28 protein-coding genes are annotated in these 21,348 nt (G+C 43.4%); 15 read left to right on the forward strand and 13 right to left on the reverse strand.

The genetic code is table 11. From position 1 onward, the window contains the following. The first annotated feature begins 191 nt into the window (after positions 1 to 191). A complete protein-coding gene (locus A6E01_RS20465; RefSeq protein ID WP_065211348.1) occupies positions 192 to 1,115 on the forward strand; it encodes a hypothetical protein in 924 nt (307 codons plus the stop codon). Here the strand turns inward: A6E01_RS20465 and A6E01_RS20470 are convergent. Both A6E01_RS20470 and A6E01_RS20475 read right to left on the reverse strand, forming a co-directional pair. Next, entirely contained in the window at positions 1,108 to 1,296 is a 189-nt protein-coding gene (locus A6E01_RS20470; protein WP_065211349.1) for a hypothetical protein, read from the reverse strand. The two genes, A6E01_RS20465 and A6E01_RS20470, sit on opposite strands and share 8 nt — an antisense overlap. Next, a complete protein-coding gene (locus tag A6E01_RS20475) occupies positions 1,286 to 2,509 on the reverse strand; it encodes a hypothetical protein (protein WP_065211350.1) in 1,224 nt (407 codons plus the stop codon). Before A6E01_RS20475 ends, A6E01_RS20470 begins: the two co-directional genes overlap by 11 nt. Before the next feature lie 222 nt (positions 2,510 to 2,731). On the opposite strand from A6E01_RS20475, the gene A6E01_RS20480 reads away from it, so the two are divergent. After that, positions 2,732 to 3,175: a hypothetical protein gene (locus A6E01_RS20480; protein ID WP_065211351.1), complete on the forward strand. Its 444-nt coding sequence runs from the start codon at positions 2,732 to 2,734 to the stop codon at positions 3,173 to 3,175. Between the two features lie 106 nt (positions 3,176 to 3,281). Further along, the gene (locus tag A6E01_RS20485) at positions 3,282 to 3,650 is read left to right on the forward strand and encodes a hypothetical protein (RefSeq protein ID WP_065211352.1); all 369 of its coding nucleotides are present in this window, start codon (positions 3,282 to 3,284) and stop codon (positions 3,648 to 3,650) included. Between the two features lie 64 nt (positions 3,651 to 3,714). Here A6E01_RS20485 and A6E01_RS20490 read toward each other — a convergent pair whose 3' ends face one another. Together A6E01_RS20490 and A6E01_RS20495 are read right to left on the reverse strand one after the other, a co-directional pair. Next, positions 3,715 to 4,047, reverse strand: coding sequence for a hypothetical protein (locus tag A6E01_RS20490; RefSeq protein ID WP_065211353.1), 333 nt, complete (start codon positions 4,045 to 4,047; stop codon positions 3,715 to 3,717). A 209-nt stretch (positions 4,048 to 4,256) separates the two neighbouring features. Next, complete coding sequence (locus tag A6E01_RS20495) at positions 4,257 to 4,619, reverse strand: hypothetical protein (RefSeq protein WP_065211354.1); 363 nt, start codon at positions 4,617 to 4,619, stop codon at positions 4,257 to 4,259. Between the two features lie 185 nt (positions 4,620 to 4,804). Between A6E01_RS20495 and A6E01_RS20500 the strand changes: the two genes are divergently transcribed. The 3 genes from A6E01_RS20500 to A6E01_RS20510 all read left to right on the forward strand — a co-directional run bounded on the left by A6E01_RS20500 (position 4,805) and on the right by A6E01_RS20510 (position 5,844). After that, positions 4,805 to 5,152: a hypothetical protein gene (locus A6E01_RS20500; RefSeq protein WP_156744668.1), complete on the forward strand. Its 348-nt coding sequence runs from the start codon at positions 4,805 to 4,807 to the stop codon at positions 5,150 to 5,152. Between the two features lie 4 nt (positions 5,153 to 5,156). After that, positions 5,157 to 5,537 (forward strand): hypothetical protein, encoded by a 381-nt coding sequence (locus A6E01_RS20505; RefSeq protein ID WP_065211356.1) that lies wholly within the window; start codon positions 5,157 to 5,159, stop codon positions 5,535 to 5,537. A 70-nt stretch (positions 5,538 to 5,607) separates the two neighbouring features. Continuing rightward, positions 5,608 to 5,844 carry a hypothetical protein gene (locus A6E01_RS20510; protein WP_065211357.1) on the forward strand — a complete coding sequence of 79 codons (237 nt, stop codon included), beginning with the start codon at positions 5,608 to 5,610 and terminating at the stop codon, positions 5,842 to 5,844. Positions 5,845 to 5,907: 63 nt separating this feature from the next. Here the strand turns inward: A6E01_RS20510 and A6E01_RS20515 are convergent, their stop codons facing one another. After that, positions 5,908 to 6,435 carry a hypothetical protein gene (locus tag A6E01_RS20515; RefSeq protein WP_065211358.1) on the reverse strand — a complete coding sequence of 176 codons (528 nt, stop codon included), beginning with the start codon at positions 6,433 to 6,435 and terminating at the stop codon, positions 5,908 to 5,910. A gap of 284 nt (positions 6,436 to 6,719) precedes the next feature. On the opposite strand from A6E01_RS20515, the gene A6E01_RS20520 reads away from it, so the two are divergent. Both A6E01_RS20520 and A6E01_RS20525 read left to right on the forward strand, forming a co-directional pair. Beyond that, complete coding sequence (locus tag A6E01_RS20520) at positions 6,720 to 8,585, forward strand: adenine nucleotide alpha hydrolase family protein (protein WP_065211359.1); 1,866 nt, start codon at positions 6,720 to 6,722, stop codon at positions 8,583 to 8,585. Between the two features lie 125 nt (positions 8,586 to 8,710). Beyond that, on the forward strand, positions 8,711 to 9,127 hold the full coding sequence (locus A6E01_RS20525; RefSeq protein WP_082961437.1) for an META domain-containing protein: 417 nt from the start codon (positions 8,711 to 8,713) through the stop codon (positions 9,125 to 9,127). Between the two features lie 131 nt (positions 9,128 to 9,258). Here the strand turns inward: A6E01_RS20525 and A6E01_RS20530 are convergent, their stop codons facing one another. Next, a complete protein-coding gene (locus A6E01_RS20530) occupies positions 9,259 to 9,462 on the reverse strand; it encodes a hypothetical protein (protein WP_065211360.1) in 204 nt (67 codons plus the stop codon). Between the two features lie 102 nt (positions 9,463 to 9,564). Then, complete coding sequence (locus tag A6E01_RS20535; RefSeq protein ID WP_065211361.1) at positions 9,565 to 9,891, reverse strand: hypothetical protein; 327 nt, start codon at positions 9,889 to 9,891, stop codon at positions 9,565 to 9,567. 155 nt (positions 9,892 to 10,046) lie between these two features. On the opposite strand from A6E01_RS20535, the gene A6E01_RS20540 reads away from it, so the two are divergent. Beyond that, positions 10,047 to 10,688, forward strand: coding sequence for a hypothetical protein (locus A6E01_RS20540; protein ID WP_133152945.1), 642 nt, complete (start codon positions 10,047 to 10,049; stop codon positions 10,686 to 10,688). A 184-nt stretch (positions 10,689 to 10,872) separates the two neighbouring features. Here A6E01_RS20540 and A6E01_RS20545 read toward each other — a convergent pair whose 3' ends face one another. Then, positions 10,873 to 11,364: a hypothetical protein gene (locus tag A6E01_RS20545; protein ID WP_065211363.1), complete on the reverse strand. Its 492-nt coding sequence runs from the start codon at positions 11,362 to 11,364 to the stop codon at positions 10,873 to 10,875. 153 nt (positions 11,365 to 11,517) lie between these two features. Between A6E01_RS20545 and A6E01_RS21385 the strand changes: the two genes are divergently transcribed. Further along, entirely contained in the window at positions 11,518 to 11,694 is a 177-nt protein-coding gene (locus A6E01_RS21385; protein WP_156744669.1) for a hypothetical protein, read from the forward strand. A gap of 161 nt (positions 11,695 to 11,855) precedes the next feature. On the opposite strand, the gene A6E01_RS20550 is transcribed toward A6E01_RS21385, so the two are convergent. Continuing rightward, positions 11,856 to 13,166: an RNA-guided endonuclease InsQ/TnpB family protein gene (locus tag A6E01_RS20550; protein WP_065211364.1), complete on the reverse strand. Its 1,311-nt coding sequence runs from the start codon at positions 13,164 to 13,166 to the stop codon at positions 11,856 to 11,858. 65 nt (positions 13,167 to 13,231) lie between these two features. On the opposite strand from A6E01_RS20550, the gene tnpA reads away from it, so the two are divergent. Together tnpA and A6E01_RS20560 are read left to right on the forward strand one after the other, a co-directional pair. Further along, positions 13,232 to 13,630, forward strand: a complete 399-nt coding sequence (gene tnpA / locus A6E01_RS20555; protein WP_082961425.1) for an IS200/IS605 family transposase — start codon at positions 13,232 to 13,234, stop codon at positions 13,628 to 13,630. 244 nt (positions 13,631 to 13,874) lie between these two features. Then, on the forward strand, positions 13,875 to 14,408 hold the full coding sequence (locus A6E01_RS20560; protein ID WP_065211365.1) for a hypothetical protein: 534 nt from the start codon (positions 13,875 to 13,877) through the stop codon (positions 14,406 to 14,408). Positions 14,409 to 14,469: 61 nt separating this feature from the next. Here the strand turns inward: A6E01_RS20560 and A6E01_RS20565 are convergent, their stop codons facing one another. Then, complete coding sequence (locus A6E01_RS20565; RefSeq protein WP_065211366.1) at positions 14,470 to 15,030, reverse strand: LemA family protein; 561 nt, start codon at positions 15,028 to 15,030, stop codon at positions 14,470 to 14,472. 2 nt (positions 15,031 to 15,032) lie between these two features. Then, on the reverse strand, positions 15,033 to 16,142 hold the full coding sequence (locus A6E01_RS20570) for a hypothetical protein (protein ID WP_065211367.1): 1,110 nt from the start codon (positions 16,140 to 16,142) through the stop codon (positions 15,033 to 15,035). A gap of 228 nt (positions 16,143 to 16,370) precedes the next feature. On the opposite strand from A6E01_RS20570, the gene A6E01_RS20575 reads away from it, so the two are divergent. Further along, positions 16,371 to 16,583 (forward strand): hypothetical protein, encoded by a 213-nt coding sequence (locus tag A6E01_RS20575; protein WP_065211368.1) that lies wholly within the window; start codon positions 16,371 to 16,373, stop codon positions 16,581 to 16,583. 355 nt (positions 16,584 to 16,938) lie between these two features. On the opposite strand, the gene A6E01_RS20585 is transcribed toward A6E01_RS20575, so the two are convergent. Both A6E01_RS20585 and A6E01_RS20590 read right to left on the reverse strand, forming a co-directional pair. Then, entirely contained in the window at positions 16,939 to 17,574 is a 636-nt protein-coding gene (locus A6E01_RS20585) for a TfoX/Sxy family DNA transformation protein (RefSeq protein ID WP_065211370.1), read from the reverse strand. Between the two features lie 377 nt (positions 17,575 to 17,951). Beyond that, complete coding sequence (locus A6E01_RS20590) at positions 17,952 to 18,629, reverse strand: TfoX/Sxy family DNA transformation protein (protein ID WP_065211371.1); 678 nt, start codon at positions 18,627 to 18,629, stop codon at positions 17,952 to 17,954. Between the two features lie 241 nt (positions 18,630 to 18,870). Here A6E01_RS20590 and A6E01_RS20595 point away from each other — a divergent pair, with 241 nt between their 5' ends. Next, positions 18,871 to 20,421: an SAM-dependent methyltransferase gene (locus A6E01_RS20595; RefSeq protein ID WP_065211372.1), complete on the forward strand. Its 1,551-nt coding sequence runs from the start codon at positions 18,871 to 18,873 to the stop codon at positions 20,419 to 20,421. A gap of 145 nt (positions 20,422 to 20,566) precedes the next feature. Then, on the forward strand, positions 20,567 to 21,328 hold the full coding sequence (locus A6E01_RS20600; RefSeq protein ID WP_065211373.1) for a hypothetical protein: 762 nt from the start codon (positions 20,567 to 20,569) through the stop codon (positions 21,326 to 21,328). Positions 21,329 to 21,348 lie beyond the last annotated feature (20 nt).

Raw genomic sequence — 21,348 nt, forward strand, 5'->3', positions numbered from 1 at the left:
TTCTGTCGTAGCTGGGTGATGGCGTATTAGTAGCATTTAGACTTTGGTTGATTGGGGTGCGTTTTCTTTTTCTCGTGATATCTCGCAAAAACCAGCTACATGGAGTGTTGCGCGTTATAAGTGTGGAGACATCTCCGTCTTTTAGGTTCTTGGCGCCTAAGTTTCTTATTGGAAAGATAAGGGTCTATGGTGTGGCAACTTCATATTTAGAGATATTGGCAAAAGTTGAGTTTGATTGGGATAGGGAAGCGCTCAAACGAGAGTTGGAGTTGACCGATAGCTGTCTTCGCTTTTTGTCTGATTACGATCACAATGGTACAGACCTCGTTCCAGAAGAATACTTCGTGTTTGCTAATGGCATTAATGAGCGATTTCTCAGGCGTTTGGGTATTGAGTCAGATTCAACGGTAACGGTTCAGTGCTTGGCGCAAGTAGGTGGTGTGCTCGCCTATAAGGCGTGGTCTGTAATTATTGAAGATCAGTTGTCGGAGGTATCATTTACGTCCTCGACGGGCTTTGAGCCCCACGCAGTCATATCGAATTCATATGTGAGTAAGTCTATAGAGGTTCAGTTAGCTGATGCACTGACTAAGGTTGGTGTGTCTATCCCACGTTACCTTACTGAGTCTTTTTGTACTGACATATTGAAGTTGCGAGGGTTGATAGCGCAGGGAGTTGAGAACAGCGAGACCGAATTGATGGTTGATGAGATCTCATCATCGCAGATCAGCCGTTTAGTCTATCGAGTGCTTGAAGTCCTAATTGATGTGGCCAGTTATTTCGTGGCGTACTTGCAGAACTTACAATACAGAGGTGTCACAGGAACCCTTTCGTATGGTCACGAAGAGTCTATTGAGCAGCTGAGAGACAGCTTACTGTTATTTGTGCTTCATAGGGTCAAGAGTGAGCCTTTATTCCGCCAGTTTGATTTCAATGCTATAGAGCGTGCGATGCGTTTCGTTTCGGAGTGGCAGGAGTCGGTTGAGTTGTATCTGCAGTCTGAGGGTTTAACTCCAACGCGACCTATATTTCAAGATCTATGGTCATTAACGGGTGATGAGTTGGCGAAGTTGGCCTCCGACGTTGCCGAAGGCCGAGTAGAGGCTTTTACGTGATGCGTCCGTACAGAGCCTCGTAAATAACCAAAACAAAACTGAGTGAAATTGTTAGTACAGGCACCAGCGCAACGATTGATAGAACCCAAACTGCGAGGATGCTAGTTAGTGACAATTCGATCTCCAAGAAGCTAATGGTTGAAACCGTTCGGTTCTTCTCATCTTTAAGGTTAATTTTCATTGTTTCTCTGCTGTGGCGCTGCGTTACCTGCATACAATCTATCAATGATATTTAAAGGGGGCGCGAAGGAAGTCATTGTCTCTTGTTCAATACTATAGGCTGTGTAAATGCCTTCTCTGTCATGGGTGTTGTGCATCGAAGCAATCTGATTGAGGAAGCCAAGATTGAGGGGCAGTGACAGCTTTAGCCAGTCATACTGCATCTCACAAAATAATCGGTAGGATTTTTTAATCCAGATTTCTTCGGGTAGTGGGTGCGTGCGTTTCACTTCCAGGCGACCTGTGCCGGTGTTAGCTCTCATCTTAAAGTCAGTAAGGTGACTCAGTTCATTAAATGCCTGTACAAGATAGGATTCTAGGTTTTCCTGAATTGCTGGCACATAGAGAGTGCTTGGGTATGACTGTGGAGTATAGGTGTAATGTGAGCTCTCCAAGGCAATGTAGTCAATGTGCAAAGCGAGGAGGAGTTTATCTTGCTGGGTAGCAATGATCAGTGTGCCAGGCGGGTTCACTTGCTGTCCGTCATTGGGGAACAGTCGAGCCGTGGTCATTGTAAAATCAAAGCAGGGAATAAGGTAATAGGTGACATCAAGAGAGGTAAATTCCGTCATCTTGAATGTCTGTTCGTTCGATTCCAGCGCTTTAATGTGTATTTTATGGTTGGGGTCTCTGATGTCAGGCTGGCGAGAGGTCAGGCCAAAGCGTTTGAGTGTCAGTTCTATCTGTTTGAAGTCATGGCGCTTGAAGTTCATGGCTTCTTTTGTTTTGACTGGTATGACGCTAGGTAACGACTCTCTGCCTTCTCGGTAAAAAGCTTCGATAACAAGGTGGTCGAAAGTGGAAATATCTCGGTTTGAGCGTAGTTTGCTCTTTACTGAATCTATTCCGTATTTCACGCTAAATAAATCGGCAAGTAATATCTTTGGAAACGCCTTAATAACTGCTTCTGGGAATTTCCCAGACTTATTCATATTGGACAATACTTTCTCGTGGGCATCGTCTGCGCTCATGCTTTCAATGCGAAAGCTGGATGCGGTGCCTTGGTAGAAAATATCTGATTGGCTTTGGTATCCAAGTATTAGTGCTGAGAGATCATTACGGTGCTTCCCAAAAGTAATATCAATTGAGAACTCATCTTTCATTGTGAGTAGCCATGCCTTGATGGCAGGTATTACTGAGTTGGTATCTGAGTAATGAAGCGGTAGTTTAATCATTGTCTACATGGTATCGAATTGAAATTTTCGACATCATTACAGTCAATACGCTGGTGGTTAAGTGACCGTTGAGTTTTTGAGTAGTGTCTCGCAAAAGCGCTAGTTGCCGGCTTTTTTGAATCGTCACTCCCTTTCCTGTGGTTGCTCTTGTTCATACAGACCTGAAACCGATTCTGGTTTAGGTCGCGAAAGCGAGAGTTAACGCAATGTAAGGAACTTAGTATGACTGTAAGACTTAAGAAGGTGTGGGTGTGGAACGCGAAAGGCGTTGATGTGCTTGGGAATGAGATTAATCGTGTTGAAGTCACGATTTCGTACTGTGATGGTACGTTGGAATCGCCTAAGGGCTATCGTCTAGGTGTCGCTGCTGTATATCAGGAGCCAGCCGAAGGTTTTGGTTATTTGCGTCGTTCATCCGGTAAAGGATGGTTTCACTTTGTAGAACCTGCAGGGCGTTTTAGTTTAAAAAGACTGGATGCGCTTGAAAATTATTTTGCGGAAGATTCTTATGAATCAGATGCAAAGGTGATTGCAGGAATGCTTAAAGCGTGTGGTGTTGGTAGTACCGTTCAATTATTGAATGGCTATTCTCCGATGCCCTTTCATATTGCAAAGGCCATTAAGGCGGAGTTGGGGATTGAAGATTCTGAGGTGGATGTATGTTGAGTGTATGTGCGAATTGCATAGACGAAATATGCACCGGTCGTTGCACGGGAACGTGCAAACAGAATTCAACTTTTCTAATAACTGTTCTTCCTTATGAGGTAGCTCTATGATTACCATTCGTTGCAAGTTTGCTAGGAAATCGGCTCGCACTTTAAGTGCTAAACCGTTGCGCAGTGTGCTTTATGTCCGTAGTGATTCTGGGAAACTGGAGCCTGTGGGTATTAAAGAGGCGGTACGTTTGGTGGAAGCGGGTGTTCCTGTTGACGATAAGGGTAAGTTGATGCGTTGTATGGATGATGCGCTACCTTATGCGGTAAAGACAATAGGTGGCAACTTTAGCTTCAAGGAGAGAGTGCAAATCAATCAGATGAAAAAATCTGATGATTTAAACTGGCTCCAGGCGCTCTACTTGCAGTGGAGTATGAATAACAATCCACCAGCTTGGAACGCTGCTGGCCTCAAGCTTGATGTGTAAATCTTCTTAACTAACAAACCCTCATTCGGCACAATTTATGTGCTGAGTGAGGGTTTTTCATTTTCTAAACGCAGTGCCAAGATTTCGCAGCGATGCTCGCGATCATGTTGGCGTTTCCGATAACGAGTTCAGAGGTTGCGATCGGGGTCTCTGAGTTTTCATCTTGCGTAATGAGTTTTCTTGGTTCTGGATGAAATTTCTTGAAGTATTCCGTGTACGCTTCGCGTGCGTCGGCAAAGAAGCCTGTGTGCTTTTGGGCGTCTTTAATCAAGAAGTTTTCAATTGCTTGAGGTTCACCTTTAACGAGAGATGTCATCTGTGTTGGGTGTGGATTGCTCATTTTAAGTGTCGTTAATGCGTACGATTTAATGACCTTAACTTTATCGATGCTATTCATGTATCTATTATTCCTTTGGGGTGTGGTATTCCTTGAGTGTTTTAGCCACGTTTTTTACGTAATCGCGCATTGCAAAAACATAAGTGGTAAACCGGTCACACGTATAGCCAGTGATGAATATCAAGGCGACTGTAGTGACGATAATTGCGCCAATTGGTGCTACAAGAGCGCATAGAATCAAGAAAATACCTAGTTTCATCAGTGATTGATTACAGATTCGAGTAGTTAGAGTTAGACAGTGCGATGTTCGACGAAAGCTTATCCGTTACGAACAGTTTCCCGCATTTTGTGCTGGCCCCAAACTGAACCTCCCCCCCTTTAGTTATTACAGCATATACAGACACCTGATGTGCACCAAGTAAACTTAGTTGTAATGATGTGTCTGCTGTTCCATTTGCGCCCATTAAGAACCCGTCGCTCACGCAAAATGACTCTTGCGTATGTGGGTGCAGTTTAAGTTTGGTGATGCTGTGTTTTAGTAGGGCTTTGTCTGTGCACGATAGTGTTATGGAGAAGAATGCCTTGTCTTCTTCTTTCTCGTAGCGTTTGGCTCTAAGTTTAAGTTCTGTCACAGTGAGTAGATCCGCTCTGGTCTGGTTTCGTTGTGTATATGAAAACGATACTTAGAGTTGTGTGGGCCTGGAAAAGCATGGGTCATTTTTGAGAGATATCACGTAAGAATTTGTTGAGTAGGTATACCCACCCTTTAAATAGTGGACGATAGCGACTTCATTTTGTAAATGCGGAGTTGTTAGTCGTGGATCCAGTTTCACATCGAATGTTGAATCGCAGTCTTAAATTTGTTCGTGATACCGATACTCAAGATATCGCTCGCATCTACTTTGATCATCAAGCCGAAGGGATTAGTGTTTTGGAGATATCTGAGAGATTAGATGTATCACAAGGCCGAGTTCGAACGTTGCGCCGTGGTCTGGAGATTCGTCATTGCTGGGTATTCGAAAAAATCAGCCGCGATCACCACAAGTTATTGATGATAGATGTTGATGCAAAGCACACGGACTATTGCCCCAAAGAGATAGCTATTCAAATGCATCGAGAGAGAGAGTGTCAGTTCTCCCGCTTGATGGCTCAGATGGGAGTTTGAGATAATGTACCCTACAGTCAAGCAAGTAAAACAACTCGGTATTACTGTTGCCATTAACGACCGGATGGATCGTCGAGGTCATTCTGGTTGGTCGATTTATCCTGATGAGATAGTTTTGGGGTTTGCCTGGCGTGAGCGTTCGTTAAGTCCCTCATTCAAAGATGATGTACAGGTTGATATTAAAATTCTTGAGACCGGTGTTGTGCACACGGTATCGAATGGCGATATCGACTGGAAAACAGGTAACGTAAAGCACTTAGGTAAGTTTGCTTACTACAGGCCATCTATGTCGAACTGGAGTGTCATCCTTTGTCCGGTGCAGATACTAACTAAAGATCAGCGCAGAAAAGTTCAGCGTTGTCCTGTTTTAACTAGCGTTTCTTGATTGGAGATACATCGCAGCAATTAAGCGCTGAAGCTTCTATTGCGTGTAGTTAAGTCTTGAGGTGTTTGTAATGAAATGTAGTTGGTGGCAGGTTGCCAAAATAAAGGTCAATATCGCGTATTTGCGCTGGGTTCAGGCGAGTTTGACTCGAACTTTAAATGATAAGCAGTCGATGCTAGAAATTCAGCAATTGGCTCGCACTGACGACAACTATATGGTTCACCTCTATTTTGAGGTAGGCATTATCAAGACAAGAATAAAGGCGCTATCTGAACGACTGTATGAGCAACGTGCTCGACTGAGTTGATGGTCTAGATTTATTACTACAAAGGCGACAATAAGAATATTGTCGCCTTTGTGCATGTATCTGCTAGCTATTGACTGCAATGTTTGCGCATCGCGCATATGAATCCTTCACAGCTGCATCCACCAGCATGTCGTTCCCAATCGGGTTATCGACTTCTCTCACTTTCATGCCTTGAATGGCTTGCCATTTACCGACCTTGGTTAAGGTAGTGTAGTGATTTTCAAGTACTGACCAATAATCGTTGACTGGATCCGGTTCAAAAACAATAGTTTGGCTCTGTCCGGTCATGTTGTTTGTGTATTTTAATTCAATCGGCTTCTCTGCATCAAAGCCAATGATATTTAACGTTGCGTGCTTCATGATGGTTGGCTCTTCGTTTGGCATGGTCATTTTCACGGCCTGGACTCGAATAGCAGTATCGTTGTTGTATATATCGAGGTAACAGGCCTTCATCATTTCGCTATCATCAAAGGAAGCTCTCACGTGCGTATCAAAGCTTTTGTCCTTTGCGAGAACTTCTATGTTTGGGTTTGCTAGTGCTGGAGCGGATAACAGGATGCATGCGGAAGATAGTAGTAGCAGTTTTTTCATGTGTGTTCTCTAGTCGCGGAAATCGATCCTTTAATGAGTCAGTTTTCCTTAACTGATGTGAGTCTAGATCTTGTTTGTCCTCCACGGAAATGAGTAATTTTGATAGCTGAGATGTTCGGCGTGCATATCGCACTTCAAAAATGAAGTGGTGTCTGGTCGCTCCTGATAGATGTTTTTATTCTGACGCTAAACCTTAAGGGTTAGCTGTCTTTTTGCATACTCCGAAACGAATGGGGTCTAAGACCTTATTTGACATTACTTAACAGTAAATTTGGAGTATCGACATGAAAAAACTAGTAAAGAAAACTACTGAAATAAGCACAGTATCGCCCGAGGAATTTGAGCGAGTTCGCAGATATCGACAGCTCGCTGAGTCGGTTGTTAATAGAACGATCCCTAACTGGGATTGGACTGTAGATCTGGAGCAGTACAAGTTCATTTTTTGCGGTCAAAGCGGTGGTGTAGACAGTGCGGCATTAGCTGCAGTGGTTGCCATCAAAAACCCTGAGTTACCCATTACCTATGTGTTTAACGATACGGGGGTGGAGCCAGAGGCTATTTGGCCTGTGTTTGAACGCCTAGCGATGCTGGGTGTGAACATTCAGGTGCTCGGTAACAAGACGCTGTTTGATTTGATTGAAGGTGGTAATGGTTTCTTGCCATCCGCGCGAAATCGAAGCTGTACGAGTGAGCTTAAAATCAAGCCTTACAACGAGTTCATCACATCTAAAATCGAGGAAGTGGGTGGCTATGACGACTCTAATGAGTCGAACGTGGCACTTAGTATTGCTGGGATACGATGGGACGAGCGTGATCGCGTAGGGCCAACTTTTGATGGTGCAGATGCAGAAATGCCATTTGTGAGTCAGAAGGTGTCTAGAGAAGAGGTGTTAAATATAGCTTCTGAACTGGAATTGATTAACAGTTCTTACGCTGCCGGTCGCAGTCGTTCGGGTTGTGTTGGTTGTTTCTATATGAGCATTAATGAGCATATTGCTTTCTATCACGGCGATAGAAGGATGTTTCATAAGTTCGCTTCCTATGAGCGTCTTCCTGAATCATTGCTTGAGCGTTATAAGCGTGTACCTGATGGTTTTCCGTCACCCTACGGGTATTACACCTGTTACCCGCAGCCTGCGTTGCTGACTTTGGGTAAGCCCCATTTTGAGCAGCAAAATCTGTTCGGTCAAAGTGAACGAGTGGACGCTGAATCTAGCGTTACTTGGGATTGGCTAGATAAAGGTTTAGCAGATAGCGTGCGAAAGGGTGAGTTGGAGGACAATGCGCAAGGTAGTGCCATTTTAAAAGCTAAGAAAAAGGCTAAGAAAGGTGCTAGCGCAGACTTTATCTCAATGTTTGATCTAGAGGAGGAATCCCCTGGTGAGTTGTTGGATGAATCTGAGTATGCGTTGAATCCAAGTGCGAATCCTGGTAATGATGAGCCCAAATACATTCCGGTTGATGTGGATAAGCTTCTTAATTCTTCATTGGAAGTTGTGACTCCAGAGTCGCAAAAGAAAAAGAAGAAAGCTAAGAAGATTAAGCCACCGACAGAGGTGTTTGAGCAAGAGCGAGTTCTCTATGTTGCAGTGGAGCACTATCGTTATTCCGGTTTGATGTCGGGAGGTAGTGCCTCACCGATTGATGTATGGAGTAATCGCCTTGTGGTTTACTCGCCATCGGCGGCGGGGTTAGTTGATAGCTTGAAGGGTTATTACTATCACCGATACGTGTTGGCTCGTGCTTCGTTCTGCAGTTCTGAGCGCTATGACACTGAAAGTCACATCGCGGTGTATGCCATTAGGTTTCCTAAAGGTGTGTTACCGAAAGTGAACTACGGTGGTGATGCTTTTAGTTGGTTTCCAACTCGCAGTTATGCGGAGGTGGCTTACACAATTCAAGCAATTGAACGTGTCTGTCATACCTACGCTGCAAAACAAAGCATTAAGATGCACAAAGAGGTGCCTATCGCAGGTTACCAAATGTCTCGTGATGTGGAGTATTTGGAGAGCCTAGAAGTTGAACCAGCATCGATGGGTGAAATCATCGGTATGGGGCATTGGAGGCCACCGACGTTAGATGTTGCTCGTGAATTCTCTGAAGAGGAAATGAGTGGCACTGCACGTTGTTCTGTCTGTGCTGTTATATAATTTACTAGCTTATTAAGTCATTCACTCCTTTTGGGGTGGATGACTTTTTATTTGAGTCAACCTATTCGACGCCTTGCTCTGTTTGCACTACTCAGTGCCAGTATTGGTTGAATAGAGAATTTATAATGAAGAAACTTACTTTGGCTTTAGCTGTAGCAGGGGTAACTCTGGTTGGTTGTGGAAAGGTGGAAGCCGAGATGTCTGATTCTCAGAATTTAGCAGGTAAGTGGCAAGTCACTCATTTGAATGGAGAAGTGATTGTTGCTGGTGGCGAGATTGTTAGGCCAAGCTTGTTGATTACTGAGCGTATGGAGGTAAGTGGGAACGCGGGCTGTAATAATTTCATTGGACGCGCTGAATATGAGGCGGGGTCTTTTCGAATCCCTCACATGGGGATGACAATGATGTTTTGTGCGATGCCGGCTATGGACGTTGAATCGACCTTTGCTGGTGCAATGAAGTCGTGGTCTGTTGTCTCGTTTGAAAATGAGACTCTGTACTTGGATGGTCCAAATGGTCAGGTTGTTCTAGAGCGATTCTGACGACACGTTTTTTAGGGGATGCTGGGGATGCACTGTGTGCATCCTCTTCTTTATGGCTGGGTACCTGGCAGGTCATTGTGGTCGGTTTTGACATGAAAAAACCAAGTAATGAATACTTGGTTTTTCTGATTTTAGCCGAGACGATCTTTAATTAGGTCATCTATTTCTTTGTACGAAATGCAAAGCAGGGTTCGCAACGTTTTCTTGCTGCATCCGTCTTTAACTAATCCTTTAATGACGTCCTTCTTGGCGAGTAATTGCTCTCTTGTGTAGAGTGGTTCGCCTCGCTTTGCCTCTTCAAGATTTGTTTTCATTTCTACTGCTGTGATAGCCATACATATTCTCCAGATAAACGGTTAAGTTTGATTTCGATAATTAATCAGGAGTAAGTAGGCTGAATCGCAATCTGTTGGAAAATGGTTGTGAAACATAATCGGTTAAACAGTTCCCATGAACATCACAGAGACTTTAATCGGTGTGTCTAAAGGTGTTTTTTTAACGAGGCAGAGTTTGTTATCGGTCTCGATATTAAAACGCTTGTTCTTAACGATGATGGTTTCAAATGTATTTTGTGAGGAGTACGCTTGTGGTGTGACACCAAGGCTTCTTAGCTCGAGGCTGCATAGCTCATCTATACTTTGGATGATGCAGATACCGTTCGCGATAGAAGTGTCATCGAGCAGTTGCATTAGTGTGCTTGTAATGTCTGTATCTGACGGGCATTCTTCGCCGTCTAGTACGATGAATTCATTGTAGATTTTCATTGCTCTCAATCTTGGCCTTTTATCGCAAGAAGGTAATTTAGGTGAGTCATGAGTATTCATAAATGAGCGGTAAAATATTTGCGTAATGCCTCGCAAAATAGGGGTTATTCAGGCAGCGGTGCCTCAAAGGAATTAGTTAGATGCAGGATTTAGGAATGTTTTACGAAGGAAGTTTGCCTCCGGAGTTGTTTGAGCAGTTGTTGGCTGGCGAAGTGCCAGAGACTATAGGTGAGATCTTTCCAGAGGAAATCCCTGTGAGTTTTAGTGATGATATTGAGTCAGTAATGGCTGAGGTGAATGTTAAGCAGAAGAGCTTTCAAATTCACGGAAATATCGCTGAATTGGGAATGTACGGGGTCATAACAAAAGAGATGGCGCGTCAAATAGCTTCAGTTCTGCCACCAGCAGCGGTACTGGTTGATCCGTGTGCCGGTCGAGGTTTTTTCGCTAAAGCGATGCGTGAGTTGGGCTTCACTGTTATAGCGGGTGACCGTGAACCCGATAGGCCAATCACAGAAATCTTAGCGATGGATGCTTTAAAGACTATCGATCTGGTAAAGGAAGAAGATAACGCGGTTCTTTGTATGATCTGGATGCCTAGAGGTAAGTTGGATTATCGATTGGCTAAGCGGTGGGGTGACCGTCCAATACTGTGCCTAGGTGATGACGGTGAAGTCACTGGATCTTCTGCTTTTGCTTCTGGGTTTGAGGGTGAATGTGAGGATCTGCCTGCTTCGCCGTTGCTTCATGTTCGTGATTACTGGTCATTGGGCCGTTTCTCTGAATCCGAATCCTGAATATTCTGCGAGATATTTCGCAATAGTGGGCGTTGAATTAATGAGAAGGTGTAATTCTGGGTATTCTAGCCCTGCCTTTTGATGGTCTCATTGTATCAAAACGTCTCTTATTATTAGAATCAGTGGTAACACCCACACTTGCACTTTTGCAGCGGCAAAACCTTCAGTTTGCCGCTGTCTTTTTTTACTTAAACGGCAGAAATGAGAGTGCTTCTTTCCATTCAGCCAGGTCCCATTGTTTAATCCCTTTCTTCTTTACGATATCCGAAAAAGCGACTTGGTAAGGATATGCCTGATCTAACAGGTTATCGAAATCGATAAGCTTGCTCGCATCCAGAAGGTGGCGCCCGTTTCCTTCGTACATGTGCGCTGTCGGATTGATGATTACGGCCACTGGCAGTAGTCGAATACCATCCAAAAGAGCTTCTAGGCATCGATGATTACCTGCTTCAAGGCGAATAGATTGCTTCTTTATATTCACAATGACTAACAGTGGATCTCTCATGCCTTCAGTTCTTATCTCTGACCACACGGTGGATGCAGGTTTAATGATGCCTTGTGCGTCGTCGGTACTGTCGCTCACTTCTGGATTGCTCAGTAAGTGCAGAATTTCGGTGGGTACAAGTTCGACTAATCCTGTTTTTGCCCAAGGGTGCTGTTTCCAGTTGTACTTCACGATTTCGTTCCTTTAGTCATTAAAGAAACGGTTACGTCTAAGTGGGGTGGGTTGCACGTACATCATCGGTACCAAAAGCGGTGAAACAGTCGGTTTGCTGGTGGTTTAGATGCCCTAGTACAGTCAAATCGTTAACTAAGAGAATCACAAACAATGACTGAGAACGAACGCGAAGCTTTTGAACACGGAAAGAAATGTTTTTACTTGGGGTACAGTTCGCACTACAACCCTCATCGAAATTACGAAGACCGTGACGCAGAGTTTTCGGCGTGGCTGCAAGGTTGGAATGCCGGACGCGACGATTATAACGTTAATGCTAAAGGTGCATAGCGAGGTGAACTACTCCAACCAAACTAGCGGGGCTCGCTATGGGTGGAGCTTCGGTAAGACGTTGTAGCACCATGTCAGTCACTTGCAGTTATCACGAACGTGTTAATTGCAAATGGCTAAATTAGGCAAGTATCACTACATTGCTTTCCTTTTAATACTGGCTATAGCCCTACCAGTATCGGCGTTGTCACTACGCCGCCAGACACTAAGATTGCTCCTTCGTGACCTGCTTTTCTTGCTATGTTTGCAGCACCATTTAGGTCTGCATGAATAACAGTTTTATCTCTAGAGCGGTATAATCCGCGCCTATAGCGCTTACCTGAAAAGACATGTTTCACAATCTTCTTTTCATCATAAGTCGGGACAGAGTCGTTATCTAAGAATGAGGCTTTACTTGAGTAACTTTCTTCCTGCTCAACCAAGTTCACTCCAACCTCTCGCAGTTTGTACTTAAGCATACTGATAAACAATGCGTGGGGTAAATTGGTGAAGGTTTGGTTATTCCTTTTCCCGATATTTATATCTTGCTTCCACAGCTTGTTTTTACCGACTATCACCGTACCAATATCATGTGTTAAGCATAGATTTACAATGAGTTTGGATATCTTGTGTAGCTTATCTTTGATTTTCCGATTTCTCTTTTCTGCCACGGCTTTGATATGACCGTACTTTTTGAGAGAACGCAATTGCGCACAGCGCTTGTTGTACCACTGATTTATGCGCTTCATGTCACCACCATTTATAAGGATCGGACTCAAGTCAGCCTTATTTGAAACTAATGATGCGAAACGGGTAACTCCAAGGTCAATAGATAGAAAAGAACCCTTATCAAGCAACACGCTATGAGTATTGCTTGATACAAATTCTAAAGTTTTGTGCTTGTCATAGATAATCTCAAAGCGAAAGCCACTACCCGTAGGCACTAAGCGTACCTCATTGACAACTTTGGTGGTCGCTTTAGGGTTATAAAGTTGATCTTCAAACTTCCCTTTCTCTAGGCGAACAGGTTCTAATCCTAACTTTTTAGCAAAGTGGATAGCGTCATCTTTGATAAAAAATGAACTACAGGGGATGTAAACTGCTTTGGAGTGTTTTACATACTTAGGTGGTTTTGGCATTGCTAAGTATTTAGTTGGATCTTTCTTCCAATCAGCCTTAGCTGCTGCAAAAGACTTCCAGTTGTCACCGACAATCTGAATAACTCTTTGTGCCACAGCAGCAGGCAGTCGATTATAAAGCTCGATGTCAGATTCAGATAACCTACCTTTTTTAAGTAGTTTATCAACCTTGCTTTGGTCGGGTTTTCTACCAGTAAACAAGTCTTTTCGCATGATGTAGTTGGCGCGATTAGATATACGTCTAGAGATTTGAGTTAAGCGTTTTGCAGTTTTGTGGTTGGTCGAACCGTTTTTGACATTTGCCATTAACACCCGACTGGAATTATCAAATTTTGATTTCTTTTTGCGAGCCATGACAAGCGCCTAAAAGTAAGATAACATTACTCTATACTCCTTTAGTGTCACAGGTCAATATCTTTATGCGCTCCCATTATCACTGCGTTTATAAATTAAAATACCACTTAGTGTTAGTAACAAAATACAGAAACAAGTGCTTCACCGATGAGATTTTAACAAGGTTGGAAGTTATATTTAGAGAACAGTGTGCTAAATGGGATGTTGAAGTGCTGGAGTTTGGCGGTGAAGATGACCATATCCACTTGATGCTGGAGTTGCACCCTAACATTGAGCCAGCGAAGCTAATAAACAGCCTAAAAACTGTTAGCAGTCGACTTGTGCGTAAGGAGTATCAGGAGCACATGACAAAGTATTACTGGAAACCCGCACTTTGGTCACGTGCATACTGCCTTATTACAGCTGGAGGTGCACCGTTGGAAGTTTTGGCTGATTATATTGCTAATCAAGATCGCCCGAAATGATCGGGCGCGTGCTATCCATCTCCGCCTAAGCTTGCGCTATAGACGGAGAATTCCGCACATACTCGTTAAATTAATTCGCGACAATGGCCGACTCTTTGAGTTGGCCTTTTTTGTGTCTAGTTTGTTCAGGAATAGTCTGCGACATGGTGCTGCTCTAATGTGTTTTGTCTTATTAAGCAGGAACACCCAAAAATGGGTTATTGGCGAATAGCCTAAACGTTATTGTTTAATAAAGGAAAAAGACATGTCGAAACCTGTAAGAGTTATGCGATTATCTGCTGATGAGTCAGAAATCACTGCTTCAATTTTAGAGATTAAAGCGCCGTACGCACTGAAGAAAGTTCAGTTCTGGCGTGACACAAAGCAGTTGATGCCTACAACGGATGCCAATTGGATTTCAGTGGATGACAACCCAATGCGTTATCTAGGTCTAAAGGCGGTAAGGTTCACTAGGAGAGGCAAGCCAATGAATGGCGAGCCCGAGCTAGTGTTTAATCCACTGCAGATTGGTCTGCAATTGAGCGCTGATGATTTAGTAAAGTTGGGTAAATTGTCTCGTGGTGTTGAAAGGCGCTACCAGAAGATGCATTGCTTGCATAAGGACGTTACACAGGAGATGAGTTATCTGCTGTATGCCGACGCCTTCCAGTGTAAGGAAATATGGATTCAAAACACGAACGCCTTAATGGATAAAGTTCGCGTTAGAGTTGATGATCTACGCGGGTATCCGGTGCTGACAGAGTTGCTGTCGACAGTTGATAAGGCGCAAGCTGCTTAACACGAAGGTTGCTAATAGAAGACACAATTCCCTTTGGGGGTTTGTGTCTTTTTTTTGTGCTCTAGAAGTCAGGTTTGTAGGTGAAATTGTCTTCTGCTTGTTGATCGGTGTAGAAGCTCAGTTTTTTCTTTCTAGAGATTAAGTTGTTAATGATGTTGTTGGGAAATACCTGGAGCGTTTCGTTGTATTTCATGGTGTTGGCGTTGAATAGACGTAGTGCTGCGCTCACTTGTTTTTGAGTTTCTTCAACTGCTTTCATGTACCCAGTAACCAGCTCATGCGTATTCAGATCTGGATAGTTCTCTTGGACTATGTTTATAGCTGTTTGTAGGGCGCCAATCTTACTTTGGACGTCATTTAGGGCAGAGGGATTAATATTGCCTTCTTGAACACCACCAGCTGAGGTGCGCAGTTCGGTCACCTTCGTCATGACTTCCTTCTCGTACTCCTTGTGGCCCGAAATGGCTTTTTCGAGAACCGGAAGTACCTTGATGATTTCATTTTGTTGAGTGAGAACATCACTCCATGATGCTTTTACTGTGTTATATCGACTAATAATGGTGTTGTTAACCCAGATGATGTAAATGGCTAGGGTGACCAGTGTGCCTATAAAAATCTCCACTGTTACTTATCCTTCTCGTAATTGTTGTCGAAAAATTCATTCATGTTAGCCAGTAATGCCTGAAAACCAGCGATTATTTCTAGGTCCGTGTGCCCTTCAATATCGTTCAAGATATTGTCGAAATTCAATGCGTGTGAGTAGCTGAAATCCTGTTGTGAAAGGAAGTCGCTACGAAGCTCGAACACCACAAAGTTTTCACTCGTTCTGAGTCGAAATGGGGACTTTATGCTTAGAAGTAACGAGATAACTGCTGGGCTTAACAAGTTAGCGGCAAGAGAACGATCGGGTGCATGCACTTTGAATTGTTTATTGAATTCAATTGAAGTTGTCTCGTAGTCACTCAGTAGTGTGTTCTTGCTGAGTTTTGCAGAGTCTATATCTACATTTGCAGGCAGATAGTGGTTGTTGAAATAGAGGAAGTGCTTGGTCTTCTTCTTGTGTTCTCGTTTAGACTTCCCTTCTTTGCGAACTAGTCGCTCCGTATAGCCGGTGACACTGGCGCCAATGAATGGCGTACCAGATAGTTCACCTTGATAGGCAGATGAAACGTGGTATCGAACAAAGTTGTGTTCAAAATCCATAAGTTGAGCGAAGCCTGCTGAGAATGACGATGCACAAACTGCAGTGTGTGGTTTCTTCGTCGGATCGACAAGAGTCGGCTTTAGGTTTCGGGTCGCGATTAATTGCGATAGAAAATGAAGACTGTCAGGGAGTAGCCATCGCCAGTTGAAAGAGTCGATTCCTGTTAGTGGGATTTCCTGCAGTTCGTTATCAAGAAGAAGGTCGCGTCTAATGAATGCTCGCACAAACTTGTAGTAACGTTTCAAAACTGCGAACGAGTACGCAATTAAGATAAGGGTTACGGCGATAAGTTTGTTGATGTCAGGCCCACTAGAAGTGGTGCCATTAGCTTTCAAGTGCGCAGTAACTACCATAATGGCGCAGAAAACGGCCATTAGTGCAGGCAGCAATAGTGCTACTAGGTAGATGTTGGATTCGTTGTTGTATCGTTTGGTCAGTTCTGAGAGTTTTTCCTTTCCCGCTTCTTTGGTTTGCTTTTCTGCCAACCAAAAGTAGAGGTATGGGCACACCAGTAAAATCAAAAAGTGCATAGTTTCTTCTAATCTCCAACGTCGTCTTTGGAAGCTCGGGAATAATCGTGGCTTCTAGTAATGCTGGCTAATAGTCGGAAGCGATTGCTGAGGTGGTGTGTGTTGATTTTCTTTAGTGGGTGAGGTTGTTCTGATTCCAAAAATACGTAATAGCTCGTAAAAAATGTGCGAATAATCTCCTGCTCTCAGTGGTTGAGATATAACCAGTCCATATATTTGGAGGCCATCATGGAGTTGGGTTTGTTTGCTCGCATCAAGAAATCATATTACAGCTGGTGTTTAGATAATCTGAACCGAGATGAAGTGGCAGTTCATCAGTTCCTCACCTCGCCGATCTCTGATGGTAATACTGTCGGTCAAGCTTATGCTCGCCAAGACCTGATAGATATTCAGGCTAATAAGGTGCGTCTGAGGAATAAAATTGTTGCGCTCTATTCGTGAGTTCTACAATCAAGATAGTCAGTGAAAAGGTCTATTCTGGTCCGTATTCGTATTGGGCGGGGGAGACGACTGATTTTAAATTGGCTTTGTGCTCAGATGGTTGCCTGTGGTTCAGGCCAATAACTGGTCGCCTTTGGGGGACGCTTCCGGCTTTGCCTTTTGATGTAAAGATTCGCTTATACGATTGGATTGTGAGGCCTGGTTACATCCCGTACCTGCAGGTAGTAGATATGAGAGATAAGGCTTGGATCTATTATCGCGGTCGCTGGGTAGAAAATGGTGGGATATGAAAAGCCCGCACATTAACGTAATAAAGTGCGGGCTGATTATTCAGAGGTAGGGGATGAGCTACGAATTATGCCTCTTCTGCTAGCTCGTACTCGCTAAAGAATTTTTGTTTGATATCGCTTTGCTCGGACTTTGGTACGAGTCCCAAGTGGCGATTAGTTTTGGTCGCGACAAATTTAACCAATACCAGTGGTGACGCTTCTTTGCTAACTTCTTGACGAATACGTGCAAAAGTAACGTACGGGTCGCACATCATAAATTCATCAACCGAGGTAACGCCTACTTTTTTCAGAAGATTCGCAATCGTGCGAGAAAAATTTAGGTAAGTAGACAATTTTGGTTGCTTGCGCTGGTGGCGTTCCAGTGTAGCTCGGTCATAGATTCTTTGAATAAGGTCTGCAGCGCGATCTTGATTTGATTTTAGCCACTCAGTAGATACGTGATAATACTCTAGATAAACCTGCTCGGTCCCTTTTGGTTGAGCGCGCTGGCGAGTAAATGCATCACAATCTCCACGGCGAGCGCGCAAGTAAACACCGTCACCTTCTGCGCATAGTTCACCCAAGATCTCCACTCCGTAAAAAATGCACTGTCCGCCAAACATGGTGCCAATACGAGTTTTGTTCTGGCTCCCGCGAGTATGAGCAGATAGAACGCTCTCGATAAAATTAATAACCCACTCTGAATTTGCACGCTGTTGCATAATAACCACTCCAAATCTCGCTTCTCAGCAAGTAAAAATAATCCGTCTACCTCAAGTTATATATCGTTGCCTTGAGGACGGAAAGGATTATGAACAATTAGATTGCATAATTGAAGAAATAAAATAATACAAAACGACAAAGCTTGATCTGCATCCCAAAAAATACAGTAAAATTATACGGAATGGTCTACATTGCGACCCAAATAAACCCTTAAATGGTCTACATTGTAAATCACGAGAACAGGGAAATGGTCTACATTGTGAGATAACACGCAAAAATGAGTGATCTAAATCACATGTAATTTACGAAGCCAGCAACCGCATAAGGTGACTTAGGTCTACTTTTATGGCTTTGATGCGTGTTAGGTCACGCTAATTTAAGCGTTGACATGAAGAAGGCGAGAGTGGCTGTCTCTGATGTTTTTGTGGATTCTCTTAGCCAGTTCCTTATTTGATTGCAATTTCAAATCTCTTTTTTCTTCTTGGCTAATAAATAAAACGTTCTTGTTATTTACTCTCGCAAATAACGAATACAAGTCTTTATCTGTAATTTCATTATTATACTGAGCTTTTAGATTATGAAACGTATTGATTATTCCGTAGTAATTTAAATCCGAAACAGTATATATTCCAATTGAATGAAGTCTCACTGCAAGCCTACGCATAATAGAGCCTTTTTGTATTAGCTTTTCGCTTCCGTGTAGTGACCTTGTAAGTAAGCAGGCAAATATATCCATCGCCATCTGCGTAGCAGTTTCTAAATCTGGAGTACCAATGTCGTAGAACAGTGTGTCTCCACCAGCTTGTAGTTCTGAGAATGCGCTCATTACATCGGTAGTGAATTTATTGAGACGGCAGTTTGGGTTATTGCACTTGCAAATAAGGGCAAAGAACAGCGTGTTCATCTGTGATCTAACAATGCAAAGACCGTCAACACTAAGGCTGATATAGCGGCCGAAGATTTGTTTGGTGGTCACAGTGTGATTTGGAAGTCGTTTCTCTAATGTGTTTCTTAGTTCATAGATGACTGGGTTTAGATTAACAACAGCGCTCATAGCTCTCGATATGTTCGTTGAAAGAAGACCCGTACATTTTTCATCCATAATCGTTTTGGTGGGGTGTTGAGGGGAATTTTACCGAGCTAGTTCAATGTTTTGAGTTTGGGCGACCGATATGCGTTAGTGCCTTTTTCATTGGTCAGAGATTGTGTTGTTTTGGAGTTGGCTTGGCGTAACGGAGGCATGCGCTCAATGGTTGAGTGTAGTAACTACGGCGTAAAGCCGATAAGGAAGCTTAATGACACAATTAACATTATTTGGTTTTGGAGATATTGAAGAACCATGTCTACTAGATGGGTTTGATAAGAGATCGATAGCTCAGGCTGATAAGTTCCTCGATCGAAAAGATAGCACAGAAGGGTATCTTTCTGGTGTTTTTGGCTCGGTATGTACTCAGCCGTACGTTGATCTTGATTGGACTATGTCTACGATACGTTGGGATTCACGAGTCATCTATGGGTACAAAGAACGCGATTTAGACGTTGGTACGTTTAAGATTGTAGGTCATGATTTTGAATTGTTGGATTACAGGGATTCATTATTCCTGACGCTCAAGAAGCCCAATGGAAAACGCGTATTCCTTCTTCCGGCTATTGATAGAGACAGTGCATTGCGTCTCTTCTATCGACTCGATAGGAGGCTCGATAATCCGTTTACGAGATCTATGACGATTCTGGATGGGTTCCATCAGTATGCTTGGAAAGATGTGATATCTGAAAAGCCTACAGGTGGTGTTATTCATCTTAAAAACGGTTCTAACGATAAGTTGTATTTAGAGGAGGAGTTGTTTGTTAAGTCTCATAGCTCACGAGTTGGTGATTTCACACTGTACCTAGCAGACTCATTAGAGGCTGGCGTTGCAACATACGATGTATATGCCTCATATAATAAGTTAAGTACGGGTTTCTGGGTTTGTAGAATTGACCCTCATACAGTGCCGCTTAAGTACAGGATTTCACCTGTAGCTGAATCTTTGCCTGTAGGTATGGGTGATGTAGAGCAGCAAGCTAAGGCAGTTAGAAAAGTGTCAATCACTAAGTCGTCTTTACCTGATGGTGTAGTGGAGGAGCTAAAACTGCTAACAATTGAGGGGAACGCAATCGTATTGCCCACTCAGCAGTTGGTGCATTATGCCAAGATACGTCAGGTGCTAATTAAGGCCGGTGGCAAATACTCGCGAGGAAAATTTATCATTAGTGGTAAAACTCCGAGTGAGGTGCTGAGCGGTCTGTTAGGTGGTGTAGTCGTTAAGAGTAAGGCAAAAGAGATGGCTTTCTTTGCGACTAAAGATGAGGCGGCTCGTCGTGTTGTTGACGCTGTTCGAGTGAGGCTTGATCTGGATTCATCCAGTTTAATCCTAGAGCCGAGCGCTGGCCATGGTGCTATAGCAGATGTTGTTCGTTCGCTAGGTTTACCGGTCATTACCAATGAAATATGGGAAGATAATAGAAGAATCTTGGAGGCAAAGGGTTATCATCCTTATGCTTTCGATTTTCTTGATACTTCACTTGGTTCATTTGGTGTTGATAGGCCAATGACTGCAATAATGCTGAACCCGCCTTGGGGTAAGTTCGTAGAGTTGCAGCATGTCTATCATGCTTATTCGTTGTTGGATGAAAGTGGGGTGTTGTCTGCGTTAATTGCGCCGTCATATCTGACTAGTTTAACGGCAAAAGCGAAGGCGTTTAGAGAGTGGTTGAAGTCTGTTGATGCAGATGAATCTGAGGTGAGTTCAGGCTCATTTGAAGGTACATCGGTCTCAGGTGTTCACTTAGTTATAACCAAGTAAGTTAGTTTTTGAAGGTCGCTTTCCCACTTGTGGGGAGGTGGCCTTTTCATTTTTGGAAGACGTTACGCAAAAATCGACCTTGATGTATAGATTTTTACACTGGCTTATATAGTGCGCTCATTGATTTTATTGAGTGAGAGTTGTTGTGGAAAATAATGATGCGCCCTTTCCTGGTATGCCGAAATCCGGTTATATCAATGAGTCACTGTCGCAGGGATTAGCAAAAAGATTTATTAAAAACGTTAAAACACATAACGAGCGTCAACGTACCCCACAAAGTAGTAAGGCCATTATGCGCCTATGTGACCAGTTGATGGCTGGTATACCAGTAAAGAAACGAATTACTCATTTTGAGCGGATGTGTGCAGAGTACATGAAAGCCCGCTACGTCCTACCTTTTGTTTTATCTCGCAGGGCCGGTTTTGCATTGATTCTTGATCACACTCGTGTCACGCATAGGTCAGTGGAAATGGACAATCTGACGGTTGAGATGCTCATGATTAACTACGAAGAAAGGTTTATCTATTCATCAAAAGAAGCGAAGAGAGACGCGAGTTTTGTTGAGATGGGTAAAATGTTGAATGTCGAGTTTCACGCTATTCACGTTCTGGCTCGTTACATACAGCGAATGCAGTCGCTCGATATTACAGATGCTATCCGCTTTTTTTATGGTGCCATTATTGAAAATAAGAATGAGATCTTTCGGTCAGCTGAGATGCCTTTGAATATTCCGATCTCCGATGACGTTGGTGGGATGCTGCTGGGATCTGTTAGGCATGATTCCCCAGAACGCACTACGTTTGTTGCTAAGACCTACATCTCTGAGGCGCAAATTACAGACGCAAATTACGAATATTGTGTCAGCCGATTCAGTGAAGAGACTGAGTGTGACTCAGTTAAAGTTTGACTGACACACGAGCGTCAATT

Source organism: Vibrio breoganii (genome assembly GCF_001677275.1).
Lineage (GTDB): Bacteria > Pseudomonadota > Gammaproteobacteria > Enterobacterales > Vibrionaceae > Vibrio > Vibrio breoganii.

Excerpts from the sequence above, each read along its gene's own strand:
- A6E01_RS20535 (WP_065211361.1), bottom strand. The coding sequence starts at position 9,891 with ATGAAAATCTACAATGAATTCATCGTACTAGACGGCGAAGAATGCCCG.
- A6E01_RS20560 (WP_065211365.1), top strand. The coding sequence starts at position 13,875 with ATGTCGAAACCTGTAAGAGTTATGCGATTATCTGCTGATGAGTCAGAA.
- A6E01_RS20575 (WP_065211368.1), top strand. The coding sequence starts at position 16,371 with ATGGAGTTGGGTTTGTTTGCTCGCATCAAGAAATCATATTACAGCTGG.
- A6E01_RS20480 (WP_065211351.1), top strand. The coding sequence starts at position 2,732 with ATGACTGTAAGACTTAAGAAGGTGTGGGTGTGGAACGCGAAAGGCGTT.
- tnpA (WP_082961425.1), top strand. The coding sequence starts at position 13,232 with ATGCGCTCCCATTATCACTGCGTTTATAAATTAAAATACCACTTAGTG.
- A6E01_RS20485 (WP_065211352.1), top strand. The coding sequence starts at position 3,282 with ATGATTACCATTCGTTGCAAGTTTGCTAGGAAATCGGCTCGCACTTTA.
- A6E01_RS20595 (WP_065211372.1), top strand. The coding sequence starts at position 18,871 with ATGACACAATTAACATTATTTGGTTTTGGAGATATTGAAGAACCATGT.
- A6E01_RS20475 (WP_065211350.1), bottom strand. The coding sequence starts at position 2,509 with ATGATTAAACTACCGCTTCATTACTCAGATACCAACTCAGTAATACCT.
- A6E01_RS20470 (WP_065211349.1), bottom strand. The coding sequence starts at position 1,296 with ATGAAAATTAACCTTAAAGATGAGAAGAACCGAACGGTTTCAACCATT.
- A6E01_RS20515 (WP_065211358.1), bottom strand. The coding sequence starts at position 6,435 with ATGAAAAAACTGCTACTACTATCTTCCGCATGCATCCTGTTATCCGCT.
- A6E01_RS20510 (WP_065211357.1), top strand. The coding sequence starts at position 5,608 with ATGAAATGTAGTTGGTGGCAGGTTGCCAAAATAAAGGTCAATATCGCG.
- A6E01_RS20540 (WP_133152945.1), top strand. The coding sequence starts at position 10,047 with ATGTTTTACGAAGGAAGTTTGCCTCCGGAGTTGTTTGAGCAGTTGTTG.
- A6E01_RS20530 (WP_065211360.1), bottom strand. The coding sequence starts at position 9,462 with ATGGCTATCACAGCAGTAGAAATGAAAACAAATCTTGAAGAGGCAAAG.
- A6E01_RS20585 (WP_065211370.1), bottom strand. The coding sequence starts at position 17,574 with ATGCAACAGCGTGCAAATTCAGAGTGGGTTATTAATTTTATCGAGAGC.
- A6E01_RS20525 (WP_082961437.1), top strand. The coding sequence starts at position 8,711 with ATGAAGAAACTTACTTTGGCTTTAGCTGTAGCAGGGGTAACTCTGGTT.
- A6E01_RS20490 (WP_065211353.1), bottom strand. The coding sequence starts at position 4,047 with ATGAATAGCATCGATAAAGTTAAGGTCATTAAATCGTACGCATTAACG.
- A6E01_RS20520 (WP_065211359.1), top strand. The coding sequence starts at position 6,720 with ATGAAAAAACTAGTAAAGAAAACTACTGAAATAAGCACAGTATCGCCC.
- A6E01_RS20550 (WP_065211364.1), bottom strand. The coding sequence starts at position 13,166 with ATGGCTCGCAAAAAGAAATCAAAATTTGATAATTCCAGTCGGGTGTTA.
- A6E01_RS20590 (WP_065211371.1), bottom strand. The coding sequence starts at position 18,629 with ATGAGCGCTGTTGTTAATCTAAACCCAGTCATCTATGAACTAAGAAAC.
- A6E01_RS21385 (WP_156744669.1), top strand. The coding sequence starts at position 11,518 with ATGACTGAGAACGAACGCGAAGCTTTTGAACACGGAAAGAAATGTTTT.
- A6E01_RS20505 (WP_065211356.1), top strand. The coding sequence starts at position 5,157 with ATGTACCCTACAGTCAAGCAAGTAAAACAACTCGGTATTACTGTTGCC.
- A6E01_RS20570 (WP_065211367.1), bottom strand. The coding sequence starts at position 16,142 with ATGCACTTTTTGATTTTACTGGTGTGCCCATACCTCTACTTTTGGTTG.